Annotated in this window: 20 protein-coding genes; 16 read left to right on the plus strand and 4 right to left on the minus strand. The window is 67.9% G+C overall.

The window, feature by feature from the left end; translation table 11 throughout:
- Positions 1 to 22 precede the first annotated feature (22 nt).
- The 3 genes from rpsU (at position 23) to rpoD (ending at position 4338) form a co-directional block, all read left to right on the plus strand.
- Positions 23 to 238 carry a 30S ribosomal protein S21 gene (gene rpsU / locus DER72_RS03120; protein WP_110068537.1) on the plus strand — a complete coding sequence of 72 codons (216 nt, stop codon included), beginning with the start codon at positions 23 to 25 and terminating at the stop codon, positions 236 to 238.
- A 160-nt stretch (positions 239 to 398) separates the two neighbouring features.
- The gene (dnaG, locus tag DER72_RS03125; RefSeq protein ID WP_110068538.1) at positions 399 to 2249 is read left to right on the plus strand and encodes a DNA primase; all 1851 of its coding nucleotides are present in this window, start codon (positions 399 to 401) and stop codon (positions 2247 to 2249) included.
- Positions 2250 to 2487: 238 nt separating this feature from the next.
- Positions 2488 to 4338, plus strand: coding sequence for an RNA polymerase sigma factor RpoD (rpoD, locus tag DER72_RS03130; RefSeq protein WP_110068539.1), 1851 nt, complete (start codon positions 2488 to 2490; stop codon positions 4336 to 4338).
- A gap of 94 nt (positions 4339 to 4432) precedes the next feature.
- Here rpoD and DER72_RS03135 read toward each other — a convergent pair whose 3' ends face one another.
- Positions 4433 to 5089, minus strand: coding sequence for a hypothetical protein (locus DER72_RS03135; RefSeq protein WP_110068540.1), 657 nt, complete (start codon positions 5087 to 5089; stop codon positions 4433 to 4435).
- A 349-nt stretch (positions 5090 to 5438) separates the two neighbouring features.
- Here DER72_RS03135 and DER72_RS03140 point away from each other — a divergent pair, with 349 nt between their 5' ends.
- The 5 genes from DER72_RS03140 to DER72_RS03160 all read left to right on the plus strand — a co-directional run bounded on the left by DER72_RS03140 (position 5439) and on the right by DER72_RS03160 (position 10239).
- On the plus strand, positions 5439 to 6212 hold the full coding sequence (locus tag DER72_RS03140; protein ID WP_110068541.1) for an ABC transporter ATP-binding protein: 774 nt from the start codon (positions 5439 to 5441) through the stop codon (positions 6210 to 6212).
- 17 nt (positions 6213 to 6229) lie between these two features.
- On the plus strand, positions 6230 to 6967 hold the full coding sequence (locus DER72_RS03145) for an ABC transporter ATP-binding protein (RefSeq protein ID WP_110068588.1): 738 nt from the start codon (positions 6230 to 6232) through the stop codon (positions 6965 to 6967).
- 114 nt (positions 6968 to 7081) lie between these two features.
- A complete protein-coding gene (locus DER72_RS03150; protein WP_110068542.1) occupies positions 7082 to 8302 on the plus strand; it encodes an ABC transporter substrate-binding protein in 1221 nt (406 codons plus the stop codon).
- Between the two features lie 57 nt (positions 8303 to 8359).
- A complete protein-coding gene (locus DER72_RS03155) occupies positions 8360 to 9247 on the plus strand; it encodes a branched-chain amino acid ABC transporter permease (RefSeq protein WP_110068543.1) in 888 nt (295 codons plus the stop codon).
- Positions 9248 to 9249: 2 nt separating this feature from the next.
- The gene (locus DER72_RS03160; RefSeq protein ID WP_258306171.1) at positions 9250 to 10239 is read left to right on the plus strand and encodes a branched-chain amino acid ABC transporter permease; all 990 of its coding nucleotides are present in this window, start codon (positions 9250 to 9252) and stop codon (positions 10237 to 10239) included.
- A gap of 107 nt (positions 10240 to 10346) precedes the next feature.
- On the opposite strand, the gene DER72_RS03165 is transcribed toward DER72_RS03160, so the two are convergent.
- Positions 10347 to 11288 (minus strand): LysR family transcriptional regulator, encoded by a 942-nt coding sequence (locus DER72_RS03165; RefSeq protein WP_110068545.1) that lies wholly within the window; start codon positions 11286 to 11288, stop codon positions 10347 to 10349.
- 124 nt (positions 11289 to 11412) lie between these two features.
- Here DER72_RS03165 and DER72_RS03170 point away from each other — a divergent pair, with 124 nt between their 5' ends.
- From DER72_RS03170 to DER72_RS03190, 5 genes are all read left to right on the plus strand, one after another.
- Positions 11413 to 12522 carry an S-(hydroxymethyl)glutathione dehydrogenase/class III alcohol dehydrogenase gene (locus DER72_RS03170; RefSeq protein WP_110068546.1) on the plus strand — a complete coding sequence of 370 codons (1110 nt, stop codon included), beginning with the start codon at positions 11413 to 11415 and terminating at the stop codon, positions 12520 to 12522.
- A gap of 76 nt (positions 12523 to 12598) precedes the next feature.
- A complete protein-coding gene (gene fghA, locus DER72_RS03175; RefSeq protein ID WP_110068547.1) occupies positions 12599 to 13456 on the plus strand; it encodes an S-formylglutathione hydrolase in 858 nt (285 codons plus the stop codon).
- A gap of 120 nt (positions 13457 to 13576) precedes the next feature.
- Positions 13577 to 14281, plus strand: a complete 705-nt coding sequence (gene mtgA / locus DER72_RS03180; RefSeq protein ID WP_110068548.1) for a monofunctional biosynthetic peptidoglycan transglycosylase — start codon at positions 13577 to 13579, stop codon at positions 14279 to 14281.
- A 32-nt stretch (positions 14282 to 14313) separates the two neighbouring features.
- Positions 14314 to 16032 (plus strand): NADH-ubiquinone oxidoreductase-F iron-sulfur binding region domain-containing protein, encoded by a 1719-nt coding sequence (locus DER72_RS03185; RefSeq protein WP_110068549.1) that lies wholly within the window; start codon positions 14314 to 14316, stop codon positions 16030 to 16032.
- 11 nt (positions 16033 to 16043) lie between these two features.
- Positions 16044 to 19016 (plus strand): molybdopterin-dependent oxidoreductase, encoded by a 2973-nt coding sequence (locus DER72_RS03190; RefSeq protein ID WP_110068550.1) that lies wholly within the window; start codon positions 16044 to 16046, stop codon positions 19014 to 19016.
- Here the strand turns inward: DER72_RS03190 and DER72_RS03195 are convergent.
- Positions 18976 to 19902, minus strand: a complete 927-nt coding sequence (locus DER72_RS03195; protein ID WP_110068551.1) for a DMT family transporter — start codon at positions 19900 to 19902, stop codon at positions 18976 to 18978. The two genes, DER72_RS03190 and DER72_RS03195, sit on opposite strands and share 41 nt — an antisense overlap.
- A gap of 326 nt (positions 19903 to 20228) precedes the next feature.
- Here DER72_RS03195 and DER72_RS03200 point away from each other — a divergent pair, with 326 nt between their 5' ends.
- The 3 genes from DER72_RS03200 (at position 20229) to DER72_RS03210 (ending at position 23413) form a co-directional block, all read left to right on the plus strand.
- Positions 20229 to 20624 carry a DUF4168 domain-containing protein gene (locus DER72_RS03200; RefSeq protein ID WP_110068552.1) on the plus strand — a complete coding sequence of 132 codons (396 nt, stop codon included), beginning with the start codon at positions 20229 to 20231 and terminating at the stop codon, positions 20622 to 20624.
- Positions 20625 to 20768: 144 nt separating this feature from the next.
- The gene (locus tag DER72_RS03205) at positions 20769 to 22691 is read left to right on the plus strand and encodes a DUF294 nucleotidyltransferase-like domain-containing protein (protein ID WP_110068553.1); all 1923 of its coding nucleotides are present in this window, start codon (positions 20769 to 20771) and stop codon (positions 22689 to 22691) included.
- Entirely contained in the window at positions 22691 to 23413 is a 723-nt protein-coding gene (locus tag DER72_RS03210; RefSeq protein ID WP_181395597.1) for a 3'-5' exonuclease, read from the plus strand. The genes DER72_RS03205 and DER72_RS03210 overlap by 1 nt, the downstream gene beginning before the upstream one ends.
- Before the next feature lie 16 nt (positions 23414 to 23429).
- Here DER72_RS03210 and DER72_RS03215 read toward each other — a convergent pair whose 3' ends face one another.
- A complete protein-coding gene (locus DER72_RS03215) occupies positions 23430 to 25298 on the minus strand; it encodes a bifunctional diguanylate cyclase/phosphodiesterase (RefSeq protein WP_258306172.1) in 1869 nt (622 codons plus the stop codon).
- Positions 25299 to 25321 lie beyond the last annotated feature (23 nt).

Here is a 25321-nt window from a genome sequence, read left to right on the forward strand (position 1 = left end):
ACCTAAGGTAGGTGAGTGCTTAATGCCTTCTGTCAAAGTACGTGATAACGAGCCGTTTGACGTCGCACTGCGTCGCTTCAAGCGTTCCTGCGAAAAAGCCGGTGTTCTCTCCGAGGTACGTCGTCGCGAGTCCTACGAGAAGCCCACCGCAGAGCGCAAGCGCAAGGCGGCGGCTGCCGTCAAGCGTCACGCCAAGAAGGTCCAGCGTGAGCGCAAGCGTTTCGAACGGCTCTATTGATCCGTGCTGGAGATAGTCGGGGCTCCGGACCCGGCCGTCTCAGGAGGACGCCAAGCGGCCGCCATCCGGTGGCCGCTTGTTTTTTCCTGGGTGGCGGTACCCAGCGGGTGCCGACGCCCTGAAGCGATCGCATCGCGGCTCGTCGAGGTGATCCGATTCCATGGCAGGACAGATTCCCCAGCGCTTCCTCGATGACCTGCTGGCCCGCGTCGACGTGGTCGAGGTGGTGGGCGAGCGGGTCAAGCTGAAGAAGGCCGGCCGCAACTACTCCGGGCTCTGCCCCTTCCATCAGGAGAAGACGCCGTCGTTCACCGTCAGCGCCGACAAGCAGTTCTATCACTGCTTCGGCTGTGGCGCCCACGGCAACGCCCTGCGCTTCCTGATGGAGTACGACAAGCTGCGCTTCCCGGAGGCGGTGGAGCAGCTCGCCGGCCGGCTGGGTCTGGAGGTGCCTCGCGAGGGCGCCGATGACCCGCGGGCCCAGGCGCGGGAACGCAAGCGCAAGGAGGGGGTCAACCTGCTCGAGCTGGCCGCCAGCTTCTTCCGCGAGCGGCTGAAGATGCCCGAGGGCCAGGGCGCCCGGGGCTATCTGGAGCGGCGCGGCCTCTCGCCGGAGGTACAGCAGACCTTCGGCATCGGCTATGCCCCGGACGACTGGGAGTCGCTCAAGCGCCACCTGACCGAGCGGGGCATCGGCGAGGCGGTGCAGGTGGAGTATGGCCTGCTGGTGCATCGCGAGGAGAGCGGACGCACCTACGACCGCTTCCGCGACCGGGTGATGTTTCCGATCCGCGACATCAAGGGCCGCACCATCGCCTTCGGCGGCCGGGTGCTGGGCGATGCCAAGCCCAAGTACCTCAACTCGCCCGAGACCCCGGTGTTCCACAAGGGGCGCGAGCTCTACGGCCTCTTTGAAGCCCGCCAGGCCGACCATCGCCTGGAGCGCCTGGTGATCGTGGAGGGCTACATGGACGTGGTGGCCCTGGCCCAGTTCGGCATCCGCAATGCGGTGGCCACCCTGGGCACCTCCACCAGCGAGGAGCACCTGATCCGGCTGTTCCGCCTGGTCAGGGAGGTGGTGTTCTGCTTCGACGGCGACCGCGCCGGGCGCCAGGCCGCCTCAAGGGCACTGGAGACGGTGCTGCCGCTGATGATCGACGGGCGCCAGGCGCGCTTCCTGTTCCTGCCCGAGGGCGAGGATCCGGACACCCTGGTGCGTCGCGAGGGGGCCGAGGCTTTCCAGGACCGCATCACCTGCGCCAGCCCGCTGTCGGAGTTCCTCTTCGACCAGGCGGCGGCGGGGCGCGACCTGGCGAGGATCGAGGATCGCGAGCGCTATGCCAGCCAGGTGCTGGCGGCGCTGGCCCGCCTGCCGGAGGGGGTGCTGAAGTCGCTGATGCTCAGCGAGCTCTCGCGGCGTACCGGCGTCGAGGCGGCAGACTTCAGCGCTCTGCTGGCGCGCTCGGCCGCCGCCGAGTCTGCGCCGGGGCGGGAGGTGCCCGGTGCGGGTGCGCCGCTGGACGAGCCCGCCGGCATGTCCGAAGCGCCGCCGCTGGGGGAGAGTGCGGCCCCGGTGGCGCCCTCCGGCGGGGCGCTGAGCCTGGTGGCCCGCGCCCTGCAGTTGCTGGTTCACGAGCCGGCGCTGGTGGCGCGGCTGCCGGAGGAGGACGACTGGTGCCCGGAGGAGGAGTCCGACGGCCGCCTGTGCCGTGAGGTGATTCGCCTGCTGCGGGCCGGTCGCTATCGCAGCGCCCAGGTGCTGCTGGCTCACTTCCATGGCAGCGCCGAGGGCGAGCGCCTCGCCGCCCTGGCGCGCCGCGAGCTGCTGATCCCGAGGGAGGCGCGTGGCGCCGAGCTGGAAGGGCTGGTGGCTCACTTTCGCAGGACGCGGCAGCGGCGCTCTCCCCAGGAGGAGATCGACGCCCTGCTGGCCAGGGAGAGGAGCGGGGAACGGCTTTCGCGGGAGGAGAAGCAGCGGCTGATGGTCCTGCTCACCGAACTGCATGGCTGACCGGAAGGTCAACTAGCATTATTCAGGTTGGCGCCAGGGTTGATTTTTCTCCTACCATCACCACATAGGAGAGAGCGCCACCCAAGGGGCAACCTGACAACCTAACACACCTGATTGACTGCGCAAATAGAGCGAACTGGCAGAAAGGGGCGTTACGGCGCTATACTGTTCGGCTTCACGAGTTTTCTCCACCGAGCGCTTCAGGTGCTTCATTCTTCTTCGTCGAGATAGGGTTTCTATGGCTGGAAATGCGCAGCAGCAGTCACGTCTGAAGGAGTTGATCGCGCGCGGCAAGGAACAGGGCTACCTGACCTATGCCGAGGTCAACGACCATCTACCCGAGGATATCGCCGACCCCGATCAGGTGGAAGACATCATCGGCATGATCAACGACATGGGTATCAGCGTCGTCGAGGAAGCCCCCGATGAAGATACCCTGATGATGTCGGATCACTCCACCGACGAGTCTGCCGCCGAGGAGGCCGTGGCGGCCCTGGCGGCGGTGGAGAGCGACGTGGGCCGTACCACCGACCCGGTGCGCATGTACATGCGTGAGATGGGGACCGTGGAGCTGCTGACCCGCGAGGGCGAGATCGAGATCGCCAAGCGCATCGAGGAGGGGACCCGCGAGGTGATGTCCGCGCTGGCCTACCTGCCCGGTGCCGTCGACTCCATCCTCGAGGCCTACGACGCCACGCAGGATGAGGAGGCGCCCGGTCGCCTGTCGGACCTCTTCTCCGGCTTCATCGATCCCGACGAGGGCATCCCCGGGGTGGCCGAAGCCGAGGTGCCCGAGCCCGAGGTCAGCGACGAGCTGGACGAGGAGAGCGACGGCGCGGACGACGAGGACGAGGAAGACACCACCAGCAACGAAGGCGGTCCGGACCCGGAGGAGGCGCGCGCGCGTTTCGAGCAGATCCGCGAGCAGAGCGCCGCGGCTCAGGCCGCCATCGAGGCCCATGGACGCGGCTCAAAGCAGGCCCAGGAAGAGCTGGCGCGCCTGGCCGAGCTGTTCTCGCCGATCAAGCTGGTGCCCAAGCACTTCGAGCGCCTGGTCAACCAGGTGCGTATCAGCGTCGAGCAGGTGCGTGCCCAGGAGAAGGCGGTGATGCAGCTGTGCGTCAAGAAGGCGCGCATCCCCCGCAAGACCTTCATCAAGGCCTTCCCGGGCAGCGAGTCCGACCCCGAGTGGCTCGACGCCTTCGGGCAGGAGTTCCCCAAGTACGCCGACCGCCTCGAGCCGCTGCGCACCGACATCCAGCGTGCCCAGCGCAAGATCGCCTTCGAGGAGGAGATGGTTCGCCTGCCGGTGCAGGAGATCAAGGAGGTCAACCGTCGCCTCTCCATCGGTGAGGCCAAGGCGCGCCGTGCCAAGAAGGAGATGGTCGAGGCCAACCTGCGCCTGGTGATCTCCATCGCCAAGAAGTACACCAACCGTGGCCTGCAGTTCCTGGACCTGATCCAGGAGGGCAATATCGGTCTGATGAAGGCGGTGGACAAGTTCGAGTATCGCCGCGGCTACAAGTTCTCCACCTACGCCACCTGGTGGATTCGTCAGGCGATCACCCGCTCCATCGCCGACCAGGCGCGCACCATCCGTATTCCGGTGCACATGATCGAGACCATCAACAAGCTCAACCGGGTCTCCCGGCAGATGCTCCAGGAGATGGGCCGCGAGCCCACCCCCGAGGAGCTGGGCGAGCGTCTCGAGATGCCGGAAGACAAGGTGCGCAAGGTGCTCAAGATCGCCAAGGAGCCGATCTCCATGGAGACCCCCATCGGTGACGACGACGACTCGCACCTGGGCGACTTCATCGAGGACAGCACCATGATCCTGCCCATCGACTCCGCCACCGGCGAGGGGCTGATCGAGGCGACCCGCAACGTGCTCGGTGGCCTCACCGCGCGCGAGGCCAAGGTGCTGCGCATGCGCTTCGGCATCGACATGAACACCGATCACACCCTCGAGGAGGTCGGCAAGCAGTTCGATGTCACACGCGAGCGAATCCGCCAGATCGAGGCCAAGGCGCTGCGCAAGCTGCGCCACCCGTCGCGCTCGGAGCCGCTGCGCTCCTTCCTCGACGAGTAGGGTCAGGGAGCAGGCTCGGGGCGAATGTCCCGCCGCAACGAAGAAGCCCCGCAGGCACAGCCTGCGGGGCTTCTTGCTTTTCGCGACGTCCGGCTCAGCCGTTACGGCGGGCCAGGGCCCAGCGCCGGGCGAGCAGGGTCAGCTCGATGACCGCGATCAGGATCAGCGCATAGCCGAGCAGCTCCACCACCTCTTCGGCGGCGTCCTTGAAGGTGCGCACATAGTGCTCCTCCATGACCGCCATCCAGAAGTCCTGGCGGCCGTAGAGGCGCGAGAAGACGTAGGTAGTGAGCACCCCTGCGGCAAAGAGGCCGAAGGAGAAGCTGTTGGCGTAGCTGGCGAACTCCTCGACGAAGCGCTTGCGCTCGCGGATCACCCAGAAGAGGATCGGCACTATCACCAGGGCCACCAGCACCTTCCAGGTATGGTAGGCCACCCGAGTATCCAGGAAGTAGTCCTGCTCCCGGATAAAGGAGCTGAAGGTGAAGGCGAACATCAGCAGGGTGACGGTGGGCAGCACCTTCAGCACCTGGCGGGTATAGAGCAGCAGCAGCGACGCCGTGAGCAGCACCGCGCTCTGGGCGAGCTCGGTGAAGCCGTACTCCGAGAAGCGCACCTCGGGGAAGTGCAGCGCCTCGATGTAGGCGCCCTGGGCAAGCCCTGCGATCAGCAGGATATAGAGGGTGGCGCGCAGGCAGGTAGCGGTAAAGCCGATCGGCCAGGGCTGGCCGGGAGGGGGGAGCTGAGACATGGCGTGTAGGGGCTTCCGGATCGAGACATTCATGATTGCATGTATTCTACTACCTAGGTCTCATGTTGTCCATGGTCGGGTAAACTTCTTTCTTTTCAAGGCTCTGTATCAGCTGGACGGTTTGTTTTCAAGCTATTGAAAAGCCTGGAACTACGCCATTGGTCGAGTCATGCCCAACAGGCTATTGCCGTGACGTCTCGACTCCTCTAGCTTACGTTAACGTAAAGTGCCGAACGCGGAGACGCATCGGCCAGTCCGCTGCCGAGATGGCCATAACAACGACAACGGCGCACAACAACGACAACAGCAATAACGGCGGATCGCTTCTGCGATCCAGAGAGGACGTCACATGACCCAGGACTTCATTCTGGAGACTCGGGGGTTGACCAAGGAGTTTCGCGGCTTCACCGCCGTGGACGATGTCAACCTGCAGGTCCAGGAGGGGCATATCCATGCCCTGATCGGCCCCAACGGGGCGGGCAAGACCACGGTCTTCAACCTGCTCACCAAGTTCCTGCCGCCCACCCGCGGCGAGATCCTCTACCGCGGCAAGCCGATCACCGGCATGAAGGCCAACGAGATCGCCCGCCTGGGCCTCGTGCGCTCCTTCCAGATCTCCGCGGTGTTCGGCCACATGACCGCCATGGAGAACGTGCGCGTGGCGCTGCAGCGTCCCATGGGCACCTCCTTCCACTTCTGGAAGTCCGAACGCACCCTCGACCACCTCAACGACCGCGCCATCGAGCTGCTCGAGGAGGTGGGGCTCGCCGAGTACGCCGACGTGCTCACCGTGGAGATGCCCTACGGCCGCAAGCGGGCCCTGGAGGTCGCCACCACCCTGGCCATGGACCCCACCCTGATGCTGCTTGATGAGCCGACCCAGGGTATGGGCGCCGAGGACGTCGACCGCATCGTCGAGCTGATCCGCCGGGTCGCCCGGGGGCGCACCGTGCTGATGGTGGAGCACAACCTCAGTGTGGTGAGCCGGCTGTGCGATCGCATCACCGTGCTGGCCCGCGGCGCGGTGCTGGCTGAGGGCGACTACGCCACCGTCTCCGCCGACCCGCGGGTCAAGGAGGCCTACATGGGCAGCGAAGCGGCGGAAGAGGAGGCCACGGCATGAACCAGGCAGCCCAGGCGATGCAGGCCCCGGCCCTGCAGTACCAGGACCGCGACGGCGCCGAGATGCTGCGGGTCAGCGACCTGCACGCCTTCTACGGCGAGTCGCACATCCTCCACGGTGTCGACTTCAACGTGAAGCGCGGCGAGCTCGTGACCCTGCTCGGGCGCAACGGCGCCGGGCGCAGCACCACCCTCAAGGCGATCATGAACATGGTCGGCCGGCGCACCGGCTCGATCATGATCAACGGCACCGAGACGCTGGGCATGCCGGCGCACCGCATCCCGCGGCTGGGGATTGGCTACTGCCCTGAGGAGCGCGGCATCTTCGCCAGCCTCGACGTCGAGGAGAACCTGCTGCTGCCGCCCACGGTGCGCTCCGGCGGGATGTCGATCGACGAGATCTACGCGATGTTCCCCAACCTCTACGAGCGGCGGCGCAGTCAGGGCACGCGGCTCTCCGGGGGCGAGCAGCAGATGCTGGCCATGGCGCGGATCCTGCGCACCGGGGCGCGGCTCTTGCTGCTCGACGAGATCACCGAGGGGCTGGCGCCGGTCATCGTCCAGAAGCTGGGCGAGGTGCTGGTCAAGCTCAAGGAGCGCGGCATGACCATCGTGCTGGTGGAGCAGAACTTCCGCTTTGCCGCCCCCTTGGCCGACCGCCACTTCGTGATGGATCACGGCCTGATCGTTGAGGAGATCTCGGCGGCCGAGCTGCCGAGCCGGCGCGAGCACCTGCACACCTTGCTGGGGGTGTAGGCCGGGCCAGCGTCGCAGCGCCACCGCAATTCACAACACCGAATCCCAACAACACGCCGCAACACCACATCGCAACAACAACAAGAGCCCCGCTTCGGGGCAGAGGAGATCAGCATGACCTTCATCAAGAAGAGCCTCACCGCCGCCGTTGCCCTGGCCGCCACCGCTGCCATGGCTACCACCGCCCAGGCCGAGATCAGCGACGGAGAGGTGCGTATCGGCTACCTGGCCGACATGTCCGGCACCTACCGCGACCTGGCCGGCCCCGGTGGCCTCGAGGCCCTGCGCATGGCCGTGGAAGACTTCGGCGGCAACGTCAACGGCGCCCCGATCCAGGTCTTCAGTGCCGACGACCGCAACAGCGCCGACGTGGGCGCCAATACCGTGCGCGAGTGGTTCGATACCCGCAACGTCGACCTGGTCTCCGGCCTGGTGGCCTCCTCGGTGGTCATCGCCGCTACCCGGGTGATCGAGGAGAACAACGGCCTGGGCATCATCTCCGGCTCCGCGGCCTCCAGCATCACCAACGAGCACTGCACCCCGAACCATATCCACTGGGTCTATGACACCTACCCGCTGGCCAACGGCACCGCCAAGGCGATCGTCGAGCAGGGTGGCGACACCTGGTTCATGCTCACCGCCGACTACGCCTTCGGTCACGCCCTGGAAGGCGACGTGACCCGGGTGGTCGAGGAGGCCGGTGGCGAGATCATTGGTGGCGTGCGTCATCCCTTCCCCACCGACGACTTCTCCTCCTACATCCTCCAGGCCCAGGGCTCCGGCGCCAAGATCATCGGCCTGGCCAACGCCGGCTCCGATACCGTCAACTCCATCATGACCGCCAGCCAGTTCGGCGTAGTCGAGGCTGGCCAGCAGCTCGCCGGTCTGCTGGTCTTCCTCAACGACGTCTACGCCATGGGCCTCGAGGATACCCAGGGGCTGCTGTTGACCACCGGCTGGTACTGGAACATGGACGACGAGTCCCGCGAGTGGGCCGAGCGCTACTACGAGCGCGTGGGTCGCATGCCGACCATGGTCCAGGCCGGCATCTACTCCAGCACCATGCACTACCTGGAGACCGTGGCCGAGCTGGGCACCGATGATCCTGTCGCCGTGCGCGCTGCCCTGGGCGAGAAGCCGATCAATGACTTCTTCTCCCGCAACGGTCGCGTTCGCGAGGACGGCCGCATGGTCCACGACATGTTCCTGGCCCAGGTGAAGTCGCCGGAGGAGTCCGAGCACGAGTGGGACCTCTACGAGATCCTCGCCACCATTCCCGCCGAGGAGGCGTTCCGTCCGCTCTCCGAGAGCCAGTGCAAGCTGGTGCAGAACTGAAGCGAGCAGACCGGCGGCGGCGCGAGCCGCCGCCCCCTCTGACGGGAGATTCCTGACATGACGATGATATTCGGGGTGCCGCTGGCGGTGTTCCTCGGCCAGCTCCTGCTCGGCCTGATCAACGGTGCCTTCTACGCCCTGCTCAGCCTGGGCCTGGCGGTGATCTTCGGCCTGCTGAAGATCGTCAACTTCGCTCACGGTGCCATGTACATGCTGGGGGCCTTCGCCACCCTGCTCGGCATGCGCTACCTGGGCATCAACTACTGGGCGGCGCTGCTGCTCGCGCCGCTCTTCGTCGGCCTGTTCGGCATGCTGCTCGAGCGCACCCTGCTGCGCCGCATCGCCCACCTGGACCACCTCTACGGCCTGCTGCTGACCTTCGGCCTGGCGCTGATCTTCGAGGGCACCCTGGTCAACTTCTTCGGCGTCTCAGGGGCTCGCTACCCGACTCCCGAGGCGCTCCAGGGCGGCTTCCAGCTTGGCTTCATGTTCCTGCCCAAGTACCGCGCCTTCGTGCTGGTGGCGGCCATCGTGGTGTGCCTCGCCACCTGGTACATGATCGAGCGCACCCGCCTCGGCGCCTACCTGCGCGCCGGCACCGAGAACCCGGCGCTGATGCAGGCCTTCGGCGTCAACGTGCCGCTGCTGATCACCCTCACCTACGGCTTCGGCGTGGCGCTGGCCGCCTTCGCCGGGGTGCTGGCCGCACCGCTCTATCCGGTGTCGCCCACCATGGGCTCCAACCTCTTGATCGTGGTCTTCGCGGTGGTGGTGATCGGCGGCATGGGCTCGATCCTGGGCGCCGTGCTCACCGGCCTCGGCATGGGCCTGATCGAGGGCCTCACCAAGGTGTACTACCCCGAGGCGGCCAACACCGTGATCTTCCTGGTGATGATCCTGGTGCTGCTGCTGCGACCCGCCGGCCTGTTCGGCAAGGAGGCATGACCATGTCCGCGACCCAGACCCAGACGCTGACTCCCTCCATGAAGCGTCAGCGCCGCGCCGATATTCGCCGCAACGTCTTCTACCTGGTGCTGATCGGCATCGGCCTGGTGGCGCCCTTCGTCGCCTACCCGGTGTTCCTGATGAAGGTGCTGTGCTTCGCGCTCTTCGCCTGCGCCTTCAACCTGCTGCTCGGCTACGCGGGGCTGCTCTCCTTCGGCCACGCCGCCTTCCTGGCCACCGGTGGCTATATCACCGGCTACCTGCTGGCGAGCTATCCCGGGTTGACCCCTGAGCTCGGCATCATCGCCGGCACCCTGGTCGCCGTGGCGCTGGGGGCGGTGTTCGGGGCGCTGTCGATCCGTCGCCAGGGCATCTACTTCGCCATGGTGACCCTGGCGCTGGCCCAGCTGGTGTTCTTCGTCTACGTCCAGTCGCCCTTCACCGGCGGCGAGGATGGCCTGCACGGGGTGCCGCGGGGCGAGCTGTTCGGCATCATCAGCCTGCGCAACAACCTGGCGATGTACTACTTCGTGTTCGCCGTCTTCCTGTTCGGCTTCGCGGTCATCCAGCGCGCCGTGCACTCGCCCTACGGCCAGGTGCTCAAGGCGATCCGCGAGAACGAGCCGCGGGCGATCTCGCTGGGCTACAACGTCGACGCCTACAAGCTGGTGGCCTTCGTCCTCTCCGCGGGCCTCGCGGGCCTGGCCGGCTCCACCAAGACGGTGGTCTTCCAGCTCGCCTCGCTGACCGATGCCCACTGGCACATGTCCGGCGAGGTGATCCTGATGACCCTGCTGGGCGGGGTGGGCACCCTGTTCGGCCCGGTGGTCGGCGCCGGCATCGTGGTCAGCCTGCAGCACCTGCTGGCGCAGTCGCCGCTGGGCAACTGGGTGGGGCCGATCCTCGGGGTGATCTTCGTGATCTGCGTGCTGAGCTTCCGCAGCGGTATCGTCGGCGAGATCCTCAAGTCCTACCGCAAGAACTTCAAGTAGTCGGCAAGGGGCGTCCGGTCGCGCAACGCCGAGGCCCCGACCATACTCTTCACTTCTACCTTCAGGCGCCCCCCGGGGCGCCTTTTTTGATGCGCCTGGCGCGGCGCTCACCGGTGCCAGAGAAAGCTCGAGGCCATCACGCCGCTGCCCGCACCGGTGCCGGTTCGTCCTGGCAGGCTGCTGGGCAGATGCGCCACCAGATGATCGATGAACTGGCGTACCTTTGGGGAGCGCTGGCGGTGGCGTGGAAAGACCGCCCAGACGGCAGTATCGTCATGGCGATAGGCGTCGAGCACCGAAATGAGGGCGCCGCTGGCCAGGTGCTCCTCCACGTAGTAGTCGGGCAGCTGGGCCAGGCCCAGCCCCTTGAGGGCGGCATCCAGCAGGGCAGGACCCGAGTTGGCGCGCCATGCTCCGGATACCCTTACCTCGCGACGTACGCCTTCCACGGCAAAGCGCCAGTGGTCTCGGGTGCCGATCAGACAGCGGTGGCGGGAGAGCTCCGCCAGGGCGTGGGGCTGGGAAACATGGGCGAAGTAGGCTGGTGCTCCCACCACGTACTCGCGCCGCTCGCAGAGCCGACGGGCCACCAGGCTCGAGTCCTCCAGCCGCCCCATGCGGATGGCGATATCGAAGCCCTCGTCGATGATGTCCACCTGGCGGTTGGTGAAATGCATGCGCACCTCGAGGCGCGGGTGGGCCAGCAGGAAGTCGTTGACCAGGGGGGCGATGAAGCGTTCGCCGAAGGTGGTGGCCGAGGTGAGGCTGAGCAGGCCCCGAGGGCGCTCCTGGAGGTCGCTGAGAGCCGCCTCGGCCTCGCGGAAGCCGTCGAACAGCTGGCGGCAGTGGGTGAAATAGAGCCGCCCCTCGTCGGTCAGGTGGGTCTGGCGCGTAGTGCGGTAGAGCAGGGCGGTACCGAGCTGCTGCTCGAGCTGGGCCACAAGCCGGCTGACGTGGGAGGGCGAGACGGACAGCTCCCGGGCGGCGGCGGCGAAGGTGCCCAGGCGCACCACTTCCACGAAGGCTTCGATACGATCCCAGCGCTGCATGGCAGGTTCCTCGTTGATTATTGCCTCACAGCAATAATGTCATGCATTTGGTGCAGTTTATCCCAGGCCGGTGCTTTGCCTACACTGTTCCCACTGCCTGTTCATCGTCAACGAGGATATCGCCATGAAATCACGCGCCGCCGTCGCCCTGGAAGCGGGCAAGCCCCTCGAGCTGGTCGAGATCGACGTCGAGGGCCCCAAGGCCGGCGAGGTGCTGGTGAAGATGGCCGCCACCAGCGTCTGCCATACCGATGCCTATACGCTGTCCGGTGCCGACCCGGAGGGCAACTTCCCGGCGGTGCTGGGCCATGAGGGCGCCGGCATCGTTCAGGAGGTGGGTGAGGGGGTGACCAGCGTGCGTCCCGGCGACCACGTCATCCCGCTCTATACCGCCGAGTGCGGCAAGTGCAAGTTCTGCCTCTCCGGCAAGACCAACCTGTGCGGCGCCGTGCGCGCCACCCAGGGCAAGGGCCTGATGCCCGATGGCACCAGCCGCTTCTCGCTGGACGGCAAGATGCTGCACCACTACATGGGCACCTCCACCTTCAGCGAGTACACCGTGCTCCCCGAGGTGTCGCTCGCGGTGGTCTCCAAGGAGGCGCCCCTGGACAAGATCTGCCTGCTGGGCTGCGGCGTGACCACCGGCATCGGCGCGGTGATGAACACCGCCAAGGTCGAGCCGGGCTCTACCGTGGCCGTCTTCGGCCTCGGCGCCATCGGCCTGGCCGTGATCCAGGGGGCGGTGATGGCCAAGGCGAGCCGGATCATCGCCATCGACGTCAACCCGGAGAAGTTCAAGCTGGCCGAGCAGTTCGGTGCCACCGACTTCGTCAACCCCAAGGAGTACAGCGACCCGATTCAGCAGGTGATCGTCGACCTGACCGACGGCGGCGTCGACTACTCCTTCGAGTGCATCGGCAACGTCAACGTCATGCGCTCGGCGCTGGAGTGCTGCCACAAGGGGTGGGGCGAGTCGATCATCATCGGCGTGGCCGGTGCCGGCGAGGAGATCTCCACCCGTCCGTTCCAGCTGGTCACCGGCCGGGTCTGGAAGGGCTCCGCCTTCGGCGGCGTCAAGGGGCGCTCGGAGCTGCCGGGCTACGTGGAGCAGTACATGAAGGGCGAGATCAACATCGACGACTTCATCACCCACGACATGCCCTTCGAGAAGATCAACGAGGCCTTCGAGCTGCTGCATCGGGGTGAGAGCATCCGCACCGTCCTCCATTACTGATGCGCCGGGGGCCGTATCGCCCTTGACCCCTGACAGCGCGGCTGGGACAGGAGTCCCGGCCGCCCGGAGATTTCCCATGACCATGACCGAGAACCTGGAGCTGGTGTCGGCCAACAAGAGCTTCGGCGGCTGGCACAAGCGCTACCGCCACCGCTCCCGGGCGCTGGACTGCGAGATGGTCTTCGCCATCTACCTGCCTCCCCAAGCCGAGACCGAGCGGGTGCCGCTGCTGTGGTGGCTCTCCGGCCTGACCTGCACCGACGAGAACTTTATGCAGAAGGCCGGTGCCCATCGCCTGGCGGCGGAGCTGGGCATCGCCATCGTCTGCCCCGACACCAGCCCGCGGGGTACCGACCTGGCCGGCGAGCATGACAGCTATGACTTCGGCAGCGGTGCCGGTTTCTATGTCAACGCCACCCAGTCGCCCTGGAAGAAACACTATCGCATGTACGACTACGTCGCCGAGGAGCTCCCCTCGGTGGTGAGGCAGCACTTCCCGGTGAACGGGCGCGAGTCGATTAGCGGCCACTCCATGGGCGGCCACGGGGCACTGATCATGGCCCTGCGCCGGCCCGGCCACTACCGCTCGGTGTCGGCCTTCGCGCCCATCGTCAATCCGTCGGAGTGCCCCTGGGGCCAGAAGGCCTTTGGTGGCTACCTGGGCGAGGACCGCGGCAAGTGGACCCAGTACGACGCCTGCGAGCTGGTGGCCCGCGGTGCCTCCCGCCAGCCGCTGTTCATCGACCAGGGCGAGGCCGACGACTTCCTCGACGAGCAGCTCAGGCCGGAGCGGCTGGAGGCGGTGTGCGCCGAGCACGACCACCCGCTCACCCTGCGTCGGCAGCCCGGCTACGATCACAGCTACTACTTCATCGCCTCCTTCATCGAGGATCACCTGCGCTATCACGCCGAACGGCTGCACAAGAATCTCTAGCGCGTTGAGGATGCGCCGGCCGCTCGCCTCCCTTGCCGCGATGCGAGCCCGTATACTGGTCGTCTGGCGTCGGGTTCGCAGGGGCGAGTGGTCGTGGGTCGAGCGATAGTGAGAAGAGGAATGGTCAGGGCATGGGGCCGCCGGCTGTGGGGCTGGCTGTGGCGCGTCGTGCTGGGCTTCGTGGTGTTCTCGGTACTGCTGGTGCTGCTGTTTCGCCAGTTGCCGGTGTTCGGCTCCATGGTGATGGTGGAGCGCAAGGTGCAGTCCTGGATCTCCCGGGAGCCCATCGAGCTTCGCCACCAGTGGCGCCCCTGGGAGGCGCTCTCCGACCACGCCAAGCTGGCGGTGATCGCTGCCGAGGACCAGCGCTTTCCCGAGCATCGCGGCTTCGACCTGGTGGAGATGCGCCGCGCCTGGGAGTCCAACCGTGCCGGGGGGCGGCTGCGCGGGGCCAGCACCCTGAGCCAGCAGACCGCCAAGAACCTCTTCCTGTGGACCGGGCGCAGCTGGGCGCGCAAAGGGCTGGAGGCATGGTTCACCCTGCTGATCGAGACCCTGTGGCCCAAGCAGCGCATCCTCGAGGTCTATTTGAACATCGCCGAATGGGACAGCGGCGTGTTCGGCCTGGAGGCCGCGGCCCAGCACTACTTCGGGGTCTCTGCCGGCCAGCTCACGACCGTGCAGGCCAGCCGCTTGGCGGCCATCCTGCCCAACCCGCGGGGTTGGGATGCGGCGCGCCCCAGCCCGCACGTGGAGCGGCGCAGCGCCTGGATCCGCCAGCAGATGAACAACCTGGGCGGGCCGGCCTATCTTGAAAGACTCTAGCCTCGTCTGCCCGCCGACTCCGGGAGCCCGCCATGACCGAATCGACCGTCAACCCCAAGCGCCGCCTGCGCGGCAAGACCCGCGGCCGTGAACTGGCGCCGGTGGCGCTGGCCGCCCTGCGCGTGCTGCTCGGCGACGAGCGCGAGGCGCCGGAGCTGCGCCGTCGCGACAGGCTGATCGAGCACCTGCACGCCATCCAGGATGCCCACGGTCACCTCTCCCTGGTGGAGCTCAGGGCGCTGGCCGCCTACATGAACCTGCCCATGGCGGCCATCTACGAGACGGCCACCTTCTATGCCCACTTCGACGTGGTCCACGACGGCGAGGCCCCGCCGCCGGAGGTCACCGTGCGGGTCTGCGATTCGCTCTCCTGCCAGTTGGCCGGCGCCGAGGCCCTGCGCCAACGGCTGGCGGCGGGCCTCGACCCGGAGCGGGTGCGGGTGGTGCGTGCCCCCTGCATGGGACGCTGCGACACCGCCCCGGTGGTCGAGGTGGGCCATCACCACCTGCTCTACGCCACCCCGGAGGGGGTCGAGGCGGTGGTGGATACCAACCACACCCATCCCGAGGCGATCCTCTGGCAGCGCCTGGCCGACTACCGCGTCGGTGGCGGCTACTCGCTGCTGACCCGGTGTCGCGCCGGCGAGGTGGGCGTCGAGGTGCTGATCGATGAGCTCGAGCGCGCCGGCCTGCGCGGCCTGGGCGGGGCGGGCTTCCCCACCTTCAAGAAGTGGCAGGCGGTGCGCGCCGAGCCCGGCCCCCGCTACGCGGTGATCAACGCCGACGAGGGCGAGCCCGGCACCTTCAAGGACCGCTTCTATCTCGAACGTGAGCCGCACCGCTTCCTGGAGGGGGCCCTGGTCAGCGCCTGGGCGGTGGAGGCCAGCGCGCTCTACATCTACCTGCGCGATGAATATCCCGGGCTGCACCGTGTGCTCACCGAGGCGATCGCCGAGCTCGAGGCCGCGGGCCTGGTCGCCCCCGGCTTCGTGGTGCTGCGCCGCGGCGCCGGCGCCTACATCTGCGGCGAGGAGTCGGCGCTGATCGAGTCCCTGGAGGGCAAGCCCGGCAAGCCGCGCCACCGGCCCCCCTTCGTGGCCCAGTGGGGGCTCTTCGGTCGGCCGACCCTGGTCAACAACGTCGAGACGGTCTACTGGATCCCGCTGATCCACGAGAAGGGCGCCGACTGGTTCGCCGGCCAGGGCCGGCACGGGCGCAAGGGGCTGCGCAGCTTCTCGGTCTCCGGCCGGGTCAAGCGGCCCGGGGTGCACCTGGCCCCCGCCGGCATCACCCTGGCCGAGTTGCTCGAGGAGTACTGCGGCGGCATGGCCGATGGGCACCGCCTCGCCGGCTACCTGCCCGGTGGCGCCTCCGGCGGCATACTCCCGGCCGGCAAGGCGGATATCCCGCTGGACTTCGATACCCTGCAGGAGCACGGCTGTTTTATCGGCTCGGCGGCGATCATCGTGCTCTCGGACCAGGACGATCTGCGTGCGGTGGCCGCCAATCTGCTGGCCTTCTTCGCCGACGAATCCTGCGGCCAGTGCACCCCGTGCCGGGTGGGCACCGAGAAGATGCTGACCCTGCTCGAGCGTGATGCCTGGGACGTCGAGGCGCTCGAGCGCCTCGCCCGGGTGATGATGGACGCCTCCATCTGCGGCCTGGGCCAGGCGGCGCCCAATCCGGTGCTGAGCCTGCTGCGCGACTTCCGCGGCGAGCTCGAAGCTCAGAACCTCATCGTGAAAGGGTAGGGAGGCAGACCATGCAGACCACGCAGACCCCGAACCCCGAGACCTTTATCCTGACCCTGGACGGCGTCGAGGTGAGCGCCCGTCCCGGCGAGACCCTCTGGCAGGTGGCCAGACGCTTTGGCGAGACCATTCCCCATCTCTGCTTCAAGGACGCCCCGGGCTATCGGGCCGACGGCAACTGCCGCGCCTGCATGGTGGAGATCGAGGGGGAGCGGGTGCTGGCGGCCAGCTGCCTCCGTGAGGCGGCCCCCGGCATGGTGGTGAGGAGTGCGAGCTCCGAGCGCGCCCGCGAGGCGCGGGAATCCGTGCTGGAACTGCTGCTCGCCGACCAGCCCGAGCGGAAGGCGAGCCCCGACCGCGCCAGCCATCTCTGGGCCATGGCCGAGGCGCTGGCCATCGATGCCAGCGCGGTACGCGAGTGGCTGCCGGCACGCGACGAGCGCGACGCCCCCACCGTTCACCATGTGCGCCCGCGGGAGGCACAGCGCTTCCAGGATGCCTCCCATACCGCGATGAACGTCAATCTCGACGCCTGCATCGAGTGCGGGCTCTGCGTGCGCGCCTGCCGCGAGGTGCAGGGCAACGACGTCATCGGCCTGGCCCATCGCGGTGCGGCGGCGAAGATCGTCTTCGACTTCGACGACCCCATGGGGGAGAGCACCTGTGTGGCCTGCGGCGAGTGCGTCCAGGCCTGCCCCACCGGGGCGCTGATGCCGGCGACCCTGATCGACGAGGCGGGCCGCGGCGACTCCGCCGTGGCCGACCGCGCCGTGGATTCCGTCTGCCCCTACTGCGGGGTGGGCTGCCAGCTTACCTACCATGTGAAGGATGACGTACCACACGTCGAGGAGCGCCGGGGGCAGGACGAAGGGGAGGTCCGAGGACCAGGGATGGCCGAGGTAGCCTCCATGGAAGGACTTGTAGCGCCTCCCCGCAGTCCTGTCGCCGGAACAGCTCCGGGGCCTGGGCGCATTCTCTTCGTCGAGGGCCGGGACGGCCCCGCCAACCAGGGGCGGCTGTGCGTCAAGGGGCGCTTCGGCTTCGACTACCCCAATCACCCGGCACGCCTGACCAGGCCGCTGATCCGCCGGCCCGGCGTGGCCAAGGGGCTCGATCCCGACTTCGATCCGGCAAGGCCGCTGACCCACTTCTTTGAAGCGAGCTGGGAGGAGGCGCTGGAGATGGCCGCCACCGGGCTCGTCGACCTCAAGGCGGCCCACGGCCCCGGGGCGCTGGCCGGCTTCGGCAGCGCCAAGTGCTCCAACGAGGAGGCCTGGCTCTTCCAGAAGCTGGTGCGCGTGGGCTTCGGCTCCAACCACGTGGACCACTGTACAAGGCTCTGCCACGCCAGCTCGGTGGCCGCACTGATGGAGTGCCTGGGCTCCGGGGCGGTCACCGCCTCGTTCATGCAGGCGCTCGAGGCGGATGTGGTGATCCTCACCGGCTGCAACCCCGCGGTGAACCACCCGGTGGCAGCCACCTACTTCAAGCAGGCGGCGAGAAACGGCACCCGGCTGATCATCCTCGACCCCCGCGGCCAGGCGCTGGATGCCTACGCCTGGCGCAGCGTGCGCTTCTCCCCCGGCAGCGACGTGGCGCTCTACAATGCCATGCTCAACGTCATCGTCAGTGAAGGTCTGTACGACCCGGCCTATATCGACGCCCATACCGAGGGCTTCGCGGCACTCAAGCAGAGCGTGGTGGACATGACCCCGGAGGCAATGAGCGGCCTGTGCGGCGTGGCCCCCGAGGTCATCCGCGAGATCGCCCGCGCCTACGCCACCGCCGAGCGGGCGATGATCTTCTGGGGCATGGGCATCTCCCAGCACGTGCACGGCACCGACAACGCCCGCTGCCTGATCTCGCTGGCGCTGGCCTGCGGCCAGACCGGGCGCCCCGGCACCGGCCTTCACCCGCTGCGCGGCCAGAACAACGTCCAGGGCGCCTCGGATGCCGGCCTGATCCCCATGGTGTTGCCTGACTACCAGCCGGTGGGCGACGCCCAGCTGCGCGCCGCCTTCGAGGAGCTCTGGGGCGCCGAGCTCGACCCCGAGCCCGGGCTCACCGTGGTGGAGATCATGGACGCCATCCTCGCCGGCCGGATCCGCGGCATGTATATCCTCGGCGAGAACCCTGCCATGTCCGACCCGGACCTGAACCATGCCCGCCAGGCCCTGGCGGCCCTGGAGCACCTGGTGGTGCAGGATCTGTTCGTCACCGAGACCGCCCAGTTTGCCGATGTCATCCTGCCGGCCACCGCCTGGCCGGAGAAGGAGGGCACGGTGACCAACACCAACCGCCAGGTGCAGCTGGGCCGCGCCGCCGTGGCGCCGCCGGGGGAGGCGAGGCCCGACTGGTGGATCATCCAGGAGATCGCCCGGCGTTTCGGCCTTGGCTGGGACTATGCCCACCCGAGCGAGGTGTTCGCCGAGATGAAGCGAGGCATGCACTCCCTCGACAACATCTCCTGGGAGCGCCTGGCCCGCGAAGGCTCGGTGACCTACCCCTGCCCCGCCGAGGATGCCCCGGGCGAGGACGTGGTGTTCGCCGATGCCTTCCCGCGGGCCGGCGGGCGGGCCAGGTTCGCCCCCACCCGGCCGCTGCCGCCGGACGAGCCGGTGGATGACGCCTACCCCACGGTGCTGACCACCGGGCGGCTGCTGGAGCACTGGCACACCGGCGCCATGACGCGGCGCGCCAGCGTGCTCGACGCCCTGGAGCCCGAGGCGACGGCCAGCCTCTCCCCCGGGGAGCTCAACCGCCTCGGGGTGGCGCCGGGGGAGGCGATCACCATCGCCACCCGGCGCGGCGAGATCACCCTGGCGACCCGGAGCGACCCGGGGATGCCCGACGGCATGGTCTTCGTGCCCTTCGCCTACGTGGAGGCGGCGGCCAACCTGCTCACCAACCCGGCGCTGGACCCCTTCGGCAAGATCCCGGAGTTCAAGTACGCTGCCTGCCGGCTGGCGAAGGCTGCCCCCTGACCACCAGCACCACCCCGGCGATGGCGACGGCCATGCCGGCAAGCGACACCGGCGGCAGCGCCTCGTCGAAGAGCCACCAGGCCTGCAGGGCGGTGACCGGCGGCACCAGGTAGAAGAGGCTCGCCACCCGCGAGGCCTCGCCGCGCCTGATCAGCGCCATCAGCAGCAGGATGGCGGCGATCGACAGCACCAGCACCAGCCAGCCCAGGGTGAGGGCGAAGGTGGGCGTCCAGGTCACGCTGCGCTCCTCGAAGAGCAGGGCCCCGAGCCCCAGCACCGCGCCCGCCGCCAGGTACTGCACCACGGTGCCGGAGAGCAGCGGCATGCCGGTGCAGTGGCGCTTCTGGTAGAGGGTGCCGCCGGCGATTCCCAGCAGCGCGATCAGGATGGCCAGCAGGGCGCCGGCGCCGAAGCCCTGGAAGAGCGCCTCGCCCGGGTCGAGCTTGCCGCCCAGCACCAGGGTGACGCCGACGAGCCCCAGCACCAGCCCCAGCCACTGGCGCCCGCCCAGCCGCTCGCCCAGCAGCGGCCCGGCGAGCCCGGCGGTGAGCAGCGGCTGCAGACCCACCAGCAGCGAGGCGAGCCCCGCCGGCATGCCCAGGTAGATGCCGTAGAAGACCCCGCCCAGGTAGGCGCCGTGCACCAGCAGACCGGAGACGGCGATATGCCCCCACAGCCGCGCACCCCGGGGCCACTCCCCGGAGAGCCAGTGGGCCAGGGGGATCAGCAGCGCCAGGGTCAGCGCGAAGCGGATGAACAGGAAGGTGAAGGGCTCGGCGTAGGGCAGGCCGAACTTGGCACCGATGAAGCCGGTGCTCCACAGCACCACGAACAGCAGCGGCATGGCGGCAAGCCAGAGACTGGCAGCGCGGGAGGCAGGGGGCATGCGAAACATCCATGTCAGGAAGTCGGGTCAGCCCACGACCATACTGCGCCGCTCGAGTTTCGCCTAGCCCCCGGCAGGCTGTCGGCGGCTCTCTATCGTAATGAATGTCATTCCCATTCACAGGCGATGCCTCGAAGCCGCCCATGCCGGGCCTGATGGCGAAGCGGTGACTCAGGGTGTCGCTTATCGGCAACGAATGTAAAGTTGCTCACACTTCATGTTTCAAAGTTTTACACGAAAATTCTGAACGCCGACCGGTCGCTGCCGTCACAGTTCCCACATGCACGCAACGCCCCGACGGGGTCCTATAACGTCTGGAGGAACTCATGAAACGGATGACCGCTCTCTTCTCTGCCGCCCTGCTCAGCGCTGGCCTGATGTCCGCCACCGCCCACGCCCAGCAGGATCCGGCACAGGACCCGGCAGCCGCTCCCGAGCAGCCCCAGGCCGCCGCCCCGGCCATGGACTTCTCCGACGAGCAGCTACAGCAGTTCGCCGATGCCTCCCAGGAGATCGCCGTGATCTCCCAGGAGTACACCGAGCGCCTGCACTCCGCCGAGGATGAGGCCTCCCAGCAGGAGGTGCGCATGGAAGCCAACGACAAGATGGTCGAGGTAGTCGAGGAGAGCGGTCTTGACGTGGATACCTTCAACGCCATCGGTCAGGCCATCCAGCAGGATCCCGAGCTGATGCAGCGTGTTCAGGAGATGGCCCAGTCGTAAGCCGGTCCTGACTCCACGCCGACTCCCATCGGCAGCGTGAACGGCCACCCCTCTGGGTGGCCGTTTGCATGTGTGCCGGCTTTACAGCGCCGCCGGCAGCTCCCAGACTTCCGGCATGTGACCAGCCGGACGGGAGCGCGACTCATGGAAGTGGAACTGCTGGAAATCCGCCAGCATATGGGGCGCTTCCCGCCCTTCGATGCCCTCTCGGACGACCTGCTCGACGAGATCGCCGGCCAGGTCGAGGTGGCCTACTACCGTGCCGGCAGCGAGATCCTGCTGCTCGATCAGGAGATCCACGAACTGGGCTACATCCGCAGCGGCGCCGTGGAGGTCTATCGCCGCAACGGCGACCTCTACGACCGCCGCGGTGAGGGCGATATATTCGGCCACTTCAGCCTGCTGCGGAATCACCGGGTCCGCTACCCCGTGCGGGCGCTGGAGGACAGCCTGATCTACTTCCTCCCGGATGCGCTCTTCCAGCGTCTCTGCGAGGAGGATGAGCACTTCGCCGAGTTCGTGGAACTGGAGCGCCCGCGCCTCGAGTCGGCGGTGGAGCAGCACAAGAAGCAGAACGACATGATGATCACTCGGGTGCGCAAGCTGCTGACCCGCTATCCGGTGATGGTGGTGGCGAGCACCACGGTGCAGGAGGCCGCGCGCCTGGTGGGCGACCTCGGCGCCTCGGCGGTGCTGGTGTTGGATGCCCCCGGCGACAACCCCCGCTACACCTTCCGGGACAGCGAGGAGCGCGCCTGGCAGGTGTGCGGCATCCTCACCGACAGCGACTTCCGGCGCATGATCGCCGAGGGCCGCGGCCCCGAGACGCCGGTGGGGGAGGTGGTGGACCACCACCTGGTGGCGATCCAGTCCGACGAGTCGGTGCACGAGGCGATGCTCACCATGCTGCGCAACAATATCCACCACCTGCCGGTAATGCATCGGCGCCATCCGGTGGGCATCGTGCACCTCTCCGACATCATCCGCTACGAGACCCACTCCAGCCTCTACCTGGTCAGCAACATCTTCAACCAGTCCTCGGCGGAGGGGCTCGCCCGGCTGGCCCCGGACGTGCGTGCCGCCTTCGTGCGCATGGTGGAGGATGGCGCCGATTCGCGCATGATCGGCAGCGCGCTCTCCACCATCGGGCGCAGCTTCACCCGCCGCCTGCTGGAGCTGGCCGAGGAGGCCCTGGGCCCGCCGCCGGTGCCCTACTGCTTCATGGCCATGGGCTCCATGGCGCGCAACGAGCAGTCCATCGTCACCGACCAGGATAACGCCCTGGTGCTGGATGACGCCTTCGACCCCGAGGCCCACGACGCCTACTTCCTGGCGATGGCGAAGATCGTCAGCGACGGCCTGGACGCCTGCGGCTACACCTACTGCAGCGGCGACATCATGGCCACCAACCCGCGCTGGCGGCAGCCGCTGGCGGTCTGGAAGGGCTACTTCGAGGACTGGATCCACGACCCGACCCCGGAGCGGCTGCTGCACAGCTCGATCTTCTTCGACCTCGATGTCGTCCACGGCGAGAACGTCTTCGTCGAGCAGCTGCAGGACCTGGTGGCCGAGCAGGCGCCGAAGAGCCCGCTGTTCCTGGCCGCCATGGCGCGCAATGCCCTCAATCGCACCCCGCCGCTGGGCTTCTTCCGCACCTTCGTGATGGAGAAGGATGGCAAGCAGAACAACTCCATCAACCTCAAGCGGCGCGGCACCGCACCGCTCACCGACCTGATCCGGGTGCATGCCCTGGCCTGCGGCTCCCGGGCCCAGAACAGCTTCGAGCGCCTCGACGACATCGACCGCACCCAGCTGCTGGCGCCGGGGGTCAGCGACAAACTGCGCTACGCCCTGGAGTTCCTCGCCATGGCGCGCATTCGCCATCAGGTGTTCGACCTGCAGCAGGAGCGCACCCCGGACAACAACATCGAGCCGGAGAACGTCTCCGACGCCGAGCGCCACACCCTCAAGGACGCCTTCCAGGTGCTCAGCAACGCCCAGAAGTTTCTCAAGTTCCGCTATCCGGTCCCGGCCAGCGCGGCGCGTCGCCCGCGAGGGACCCGGTGATTCGGCTGCCAGGCGCGGTGCGCCAGCAGACACCCGGCTGGCCCGACTACCTGGCTGATCGCGCCGCCCGGGTCCAACACAGGCTGCTCAAGGACTATTTCGCCACGGGCTGCCCGGACCCGGCCACGCCCATCGGCGAGGTGCCAATGGTGGCGCTCGACATCGAGACCACCGGGCTCGACTCGCGCCGCCATGCCATCGTCAGCGTCGGGGTGGTGCCCTTCACCCTGGCCCGGATTCCCCTGCGCGAGCGACGCTATTGGGTGCTCAAGCCGGTCCAGGAGCTCACCGAGCAGTCGGTGATCCTGCACCGCATCACCCACGGCGAGGTGGAGAACGCCCCCGATCTTGCCGCGATCCTGCCGGAGCTGCTCGAGGTGCTGAAGGGGCGGGTGGCGGTGGTGCACTACCGCCATATCGAGCGGCCCTTCCTCGACGCTGCCATCCAGTCCCGGCTGGGGGAGGGGCTGCGCTTCCCGGTGATCGACACCATGTCGCTGGAAGCGCGGCTGCACCGCCAGCCGCTGTGGGCACGCTTCCGGCGCTGGCTGGGGCGCCCGCCGGTCTCGATCCGCCTGCACAACAGCCGCGCGCGCTACGGCCTGCCCGCCTACCAAGGGCACCACGCCCTGGTGGACGCCCTGGCCACCGCCGAGCTGCTGCACGCCCAGGTGGCCCACCACTACTCCCCCGACACCCCGGTGGGCCAGCTATGGAGCTGAGGCTAGGAGCTCACGCTCAGCCGAGCGTGAGCTCCTCGAGCGGTGCCGGCCGCCGGAAGTGGTAGCCCTGGAAGACCCGGCAGCCCCGCGAGGCGAGCCAATCGAGCTGCTCGGCATGCTCCACGCCCTCGGCGACCACATCCAGGCCCAGGCTCGCGGCCAGCGTCAGGGTGGTCTCCACGATGGCGGCATCCGAGGCGTCTGTGGGTACGCCCATCACGAAGCTGCGATCGACCTTCAGCTCATCCAGCGGCAGCCGCTTGAGATAGTTGAGCGACGAGTAGCCGGTGCCGAAGTCATCCAGTGCCAGACGAATGCCCAGGTCACGCAGCTCGCCGAGGGTCACGCGGACCCGCTCCGGGTCCTCCATCAGCAGCGATTCGGTGACCTCCAGGGTCAGCCGCTCGGCCGGCGCCCCGGTCTCGCGCAGCACGTCCTTGATCAGGTCGATGAAGTCGGGCTGGTGAAACTGCACGGCGCTGACGTTGACCGCGACGCGCAGGTCGGCCCTGGAAGAGTCCGCCCAGCTGGCAAGCAGTCGGCAGGCGCAGCGCAGCACCCAGTGGCCGATGGGTAGGATCAGGCGCGTCTGCTCGGCCAGGGGAATGAACTCCACCGGAGAGATCATGCCGCGCTGCGGATGCTGCCAGCGCAGCAGTGCCTCGACGCCGATGCAGCGTCCGTCGGCGCTTACCTGGGGCTGGTAGTGCAGCAGCAGCTCGTCCCGGGCCAGGGCCCGCGCCAGATCCTGCTCCATGCGCACCCGGGCCATCACCTCGCGGTGGATCTCCTCGCTGAAGAAACGCAGGGTGTTGCCCCCGGCGGTCTTGGCCCGGGCCAGCGCCATATCCACCTGCTGGATCACGCTGCCGGCATCGGGCTTGCCGGCGGTGAACAGGGTCGCGCCGATGCTGGCAGTGGTCTGCGGCGCATCCTGGCAGGGGGCCAGGGATGACACCGCCGCCAGCAGGGTCTCGGCGAGGTGCTCGACACGATGTGCCGCCGCCGTCACCGGCAGGTCGATCTCATCGATCATGATGGCGAACTCGTCGCCGCCCAGGTGGGCCAGGAAGCCGGGCTCGTCGAGGGCTCGCTCCAGCGCCTCGGCGACCTGTTGCAGCAGGCGATCTCCCGCCTCGTGGCTGTACAGGTCGTTGACCAGCTTGAAGCGGTCGAGATCGAGCAGCATCAGGGCGCCGTGCCGCTCCTGCCAGTCATGGCGATGCTGGGCGGAAATCGCCTGTTCCAGCTGTGCGATCAGCCGACCGCGATTGGGTAGCCCGGTGACCGGGCTGAAGTGGGCCAGGCGGTAGTTGCGCGCCTGGGCCTCCTGGTACTGGGCGGTACGCGCCAGGATGCGGTGGCGCAGCAGCAGGCTCAGGCCGGCGGCCAGCGACAGCATGAACAGCAGGCCGCCGAGCCCCCACCACAGCAGCGGGGGAATGTGGAAGCGGTCGTCGCTCTCGACGCTCCAGCGGGCCAGCGCCCTGTGGTAGGGCGAGCGGGCATCGGGTTTCCAGAGCCCCATGTAGTGGTCGATCCGCGCCAGGACCTCCTGTCCCGCGCCGGCCGGTGCCGCAAAGAAGAGCCTGGCGGGCTGGAACATGATGGGAGTGACCTCGAGGCCCTGGGCATTGGCCTGCCAGTCGCCGTAGTGGCGATTGACCACCGAGGCCTCCGCACGGCCGTCGCGGACCGCCGCGAAACCCTCCTCGAAGCTGCTGACCTCGACCGGGATGGGCGTGACACCGAAGCTGTCGGTGAGCTGGTCGAGGAACTGGCGCTGGATCGACCCCTCCAGTACCGCCACGCGGTGCCCGTCGAGGTCGACAATGGCATCCAGAGACAGCCCCGGGCGCTGGTAGACCTGGGACCAGCTGTGCATCACCGGCTCGTCGTGGAAGGCGA

Origin of the sequence: Halomonas sp. A11-A, assembly GCF_003182195.1 — a bacterium.
Taxonomy (GTDB): domain Bacteria; phylum Pseudomonadota; class Gammaproteobacteria; order Pseudomonadales; family Halomonadaceae; genus Halomonas; species Halomonas alkalicola.

What these genes read in the sequence shown, in the direction of transcription:
- mtgA (WP_110068548.1), top strand. Translation starts at nt 13,577, where the DNA reads ATGGTCAGGGCATGGGGCCGCCGGCTGTGGGGCTGGCTGTGGCGCGTC.
- DER72_RS03185 (WP_110068549.1), top strand. Translation starts at nt 14,314, where the DNA reads ATGACCGAATCGACCGTCAACCCCAAGCGCCGCCTGCGCGGCAAGACC.
- DER72_RS03165 (WP_110068545.1), bottom strand. Translation starts at nt 11,288, where the DNA reads ATGCAGCGCTGGGATCGTATCGAAGCCTTCGTGGAAGTGGTGCGCCTG.
- DER72_RS03145 (WP_110068588.1), top strand. Translation starts at nt 6,230, where the DNA reads ATGCAGGCCCCGGCCCTGCAGTACCAGGACCGCGACGGCGCCGAGATG.
- DER72_RS03155 (WP_110068543.1), top strand. Translation starts at nt 8,360, where the DNA reads ATGACGATGATATTCGGGGTGCCGCTGGCGGTGTTCCTCGGCCAGCTC.
- DER72_RS03190 (WP_110068550.1), top strand. Translation starts at nt 16,044, where the DNA reads ATGCAGACCACGCAGACCCCGAACCCCGAGACCTTTATCCTGACCCTG.
- DER72_RS03195 (WP_110068551.1), bottom strand. Translation starts at nt 19,902, where the DNA reads ATGCCCCCTGCCTCCCGCGCTGCCAGTCTCTGGCTTGCCGCCATGCCG.
- DER72_RS03135 (WP_110068540.1), bottom strand. Translation starts at nt 5,089, where the DNA reads ATGTCTCAGCTCCCCCCTCCCGGCCAGCCCTGGCCGATCGGCTTTACC.
- DER72_RS03160 (WP_258306171.1), top strand. Translation starts at nt 9,250, where the DNA reads ATGTCCGCGACCCAGACCCAGACGCTGACTCCCTCCATGAAGCGTCAG.
- DER72_RS03200 (WP_110068552.1), top strand. Translation starts at nt 20,229, where the DNA reads ATGAAACGGATGACCGCTCTCTTCTCTGCCGCCCTGCTCAGCGCTGGC.
- dnaG (WP_110068538.1), top strand. Translation starts at nt 399, where the DNA reads ATGGCAGGACAGATTCCCCAGCGCTTCCTCGATGACCTGCTGGCCCGC.
- DER72_RS03170 (WP_110068546.1), top strand. Translation starts at nt 11,413, where the DNA reads ATGAAATCACGCGCCGCCGTCGCCCTGGAAGCGGGCAAGCCCCTCGAG.
- fghA (WP_110068547.1), top strand. Translation starts at nt 12,599, where the DNA reads ATGACCATGACCGAGAACCTGGAGCTGGTGTCGGCCAACAAGAGCTTC.
- DER72_RS03140 (WP_110068541.1), top strand. Translation starts at nt 5,439, where the DNA reads ATGACCCAGGACTTCATTCTGGAGACTCGGGGGTTGACCAAGGAGTTT.
- DER72_RS03215 (WP_258306172.1), bottom strand. Translation starts at nt 25,298, where the DNA reads ATGCACAGCTGGTCCCAGGTCTACCAGCGCCCGGGGCTGTCTCTGGAT.
- DER72_RS03205 (WP_110068553.1), top strand. Translation starts at nt 20,769, where the DNA reads ATGGAAGTGGAACTGCTGGAAATCCGCCAGCATATGGGGCGCTTCCCG.
- rpsU (WP_110068537.1), top strand. Translation starts at nt 23, where the DNA reads ATGCCTTCTGTCAAAGTACGTGATAACGAGCCGTTTGACGTCGCACTG.
- rpoD (WP_110068539.1), top strand. Translation starts at nt 2,488, where the DNA reads ATGGCTGGAAATGCGCAGCAGCAGTCACGTCTGAAGGAGTTGATCGCG.
- DER72_RS03150 (WP_110068542.1), top strand. Translation starts at nt 7,082, where the DNA reads ATGACCTTCATCAAGAAGAGCCTCACCGCCGCCGTTGCCCTGGCCGCC.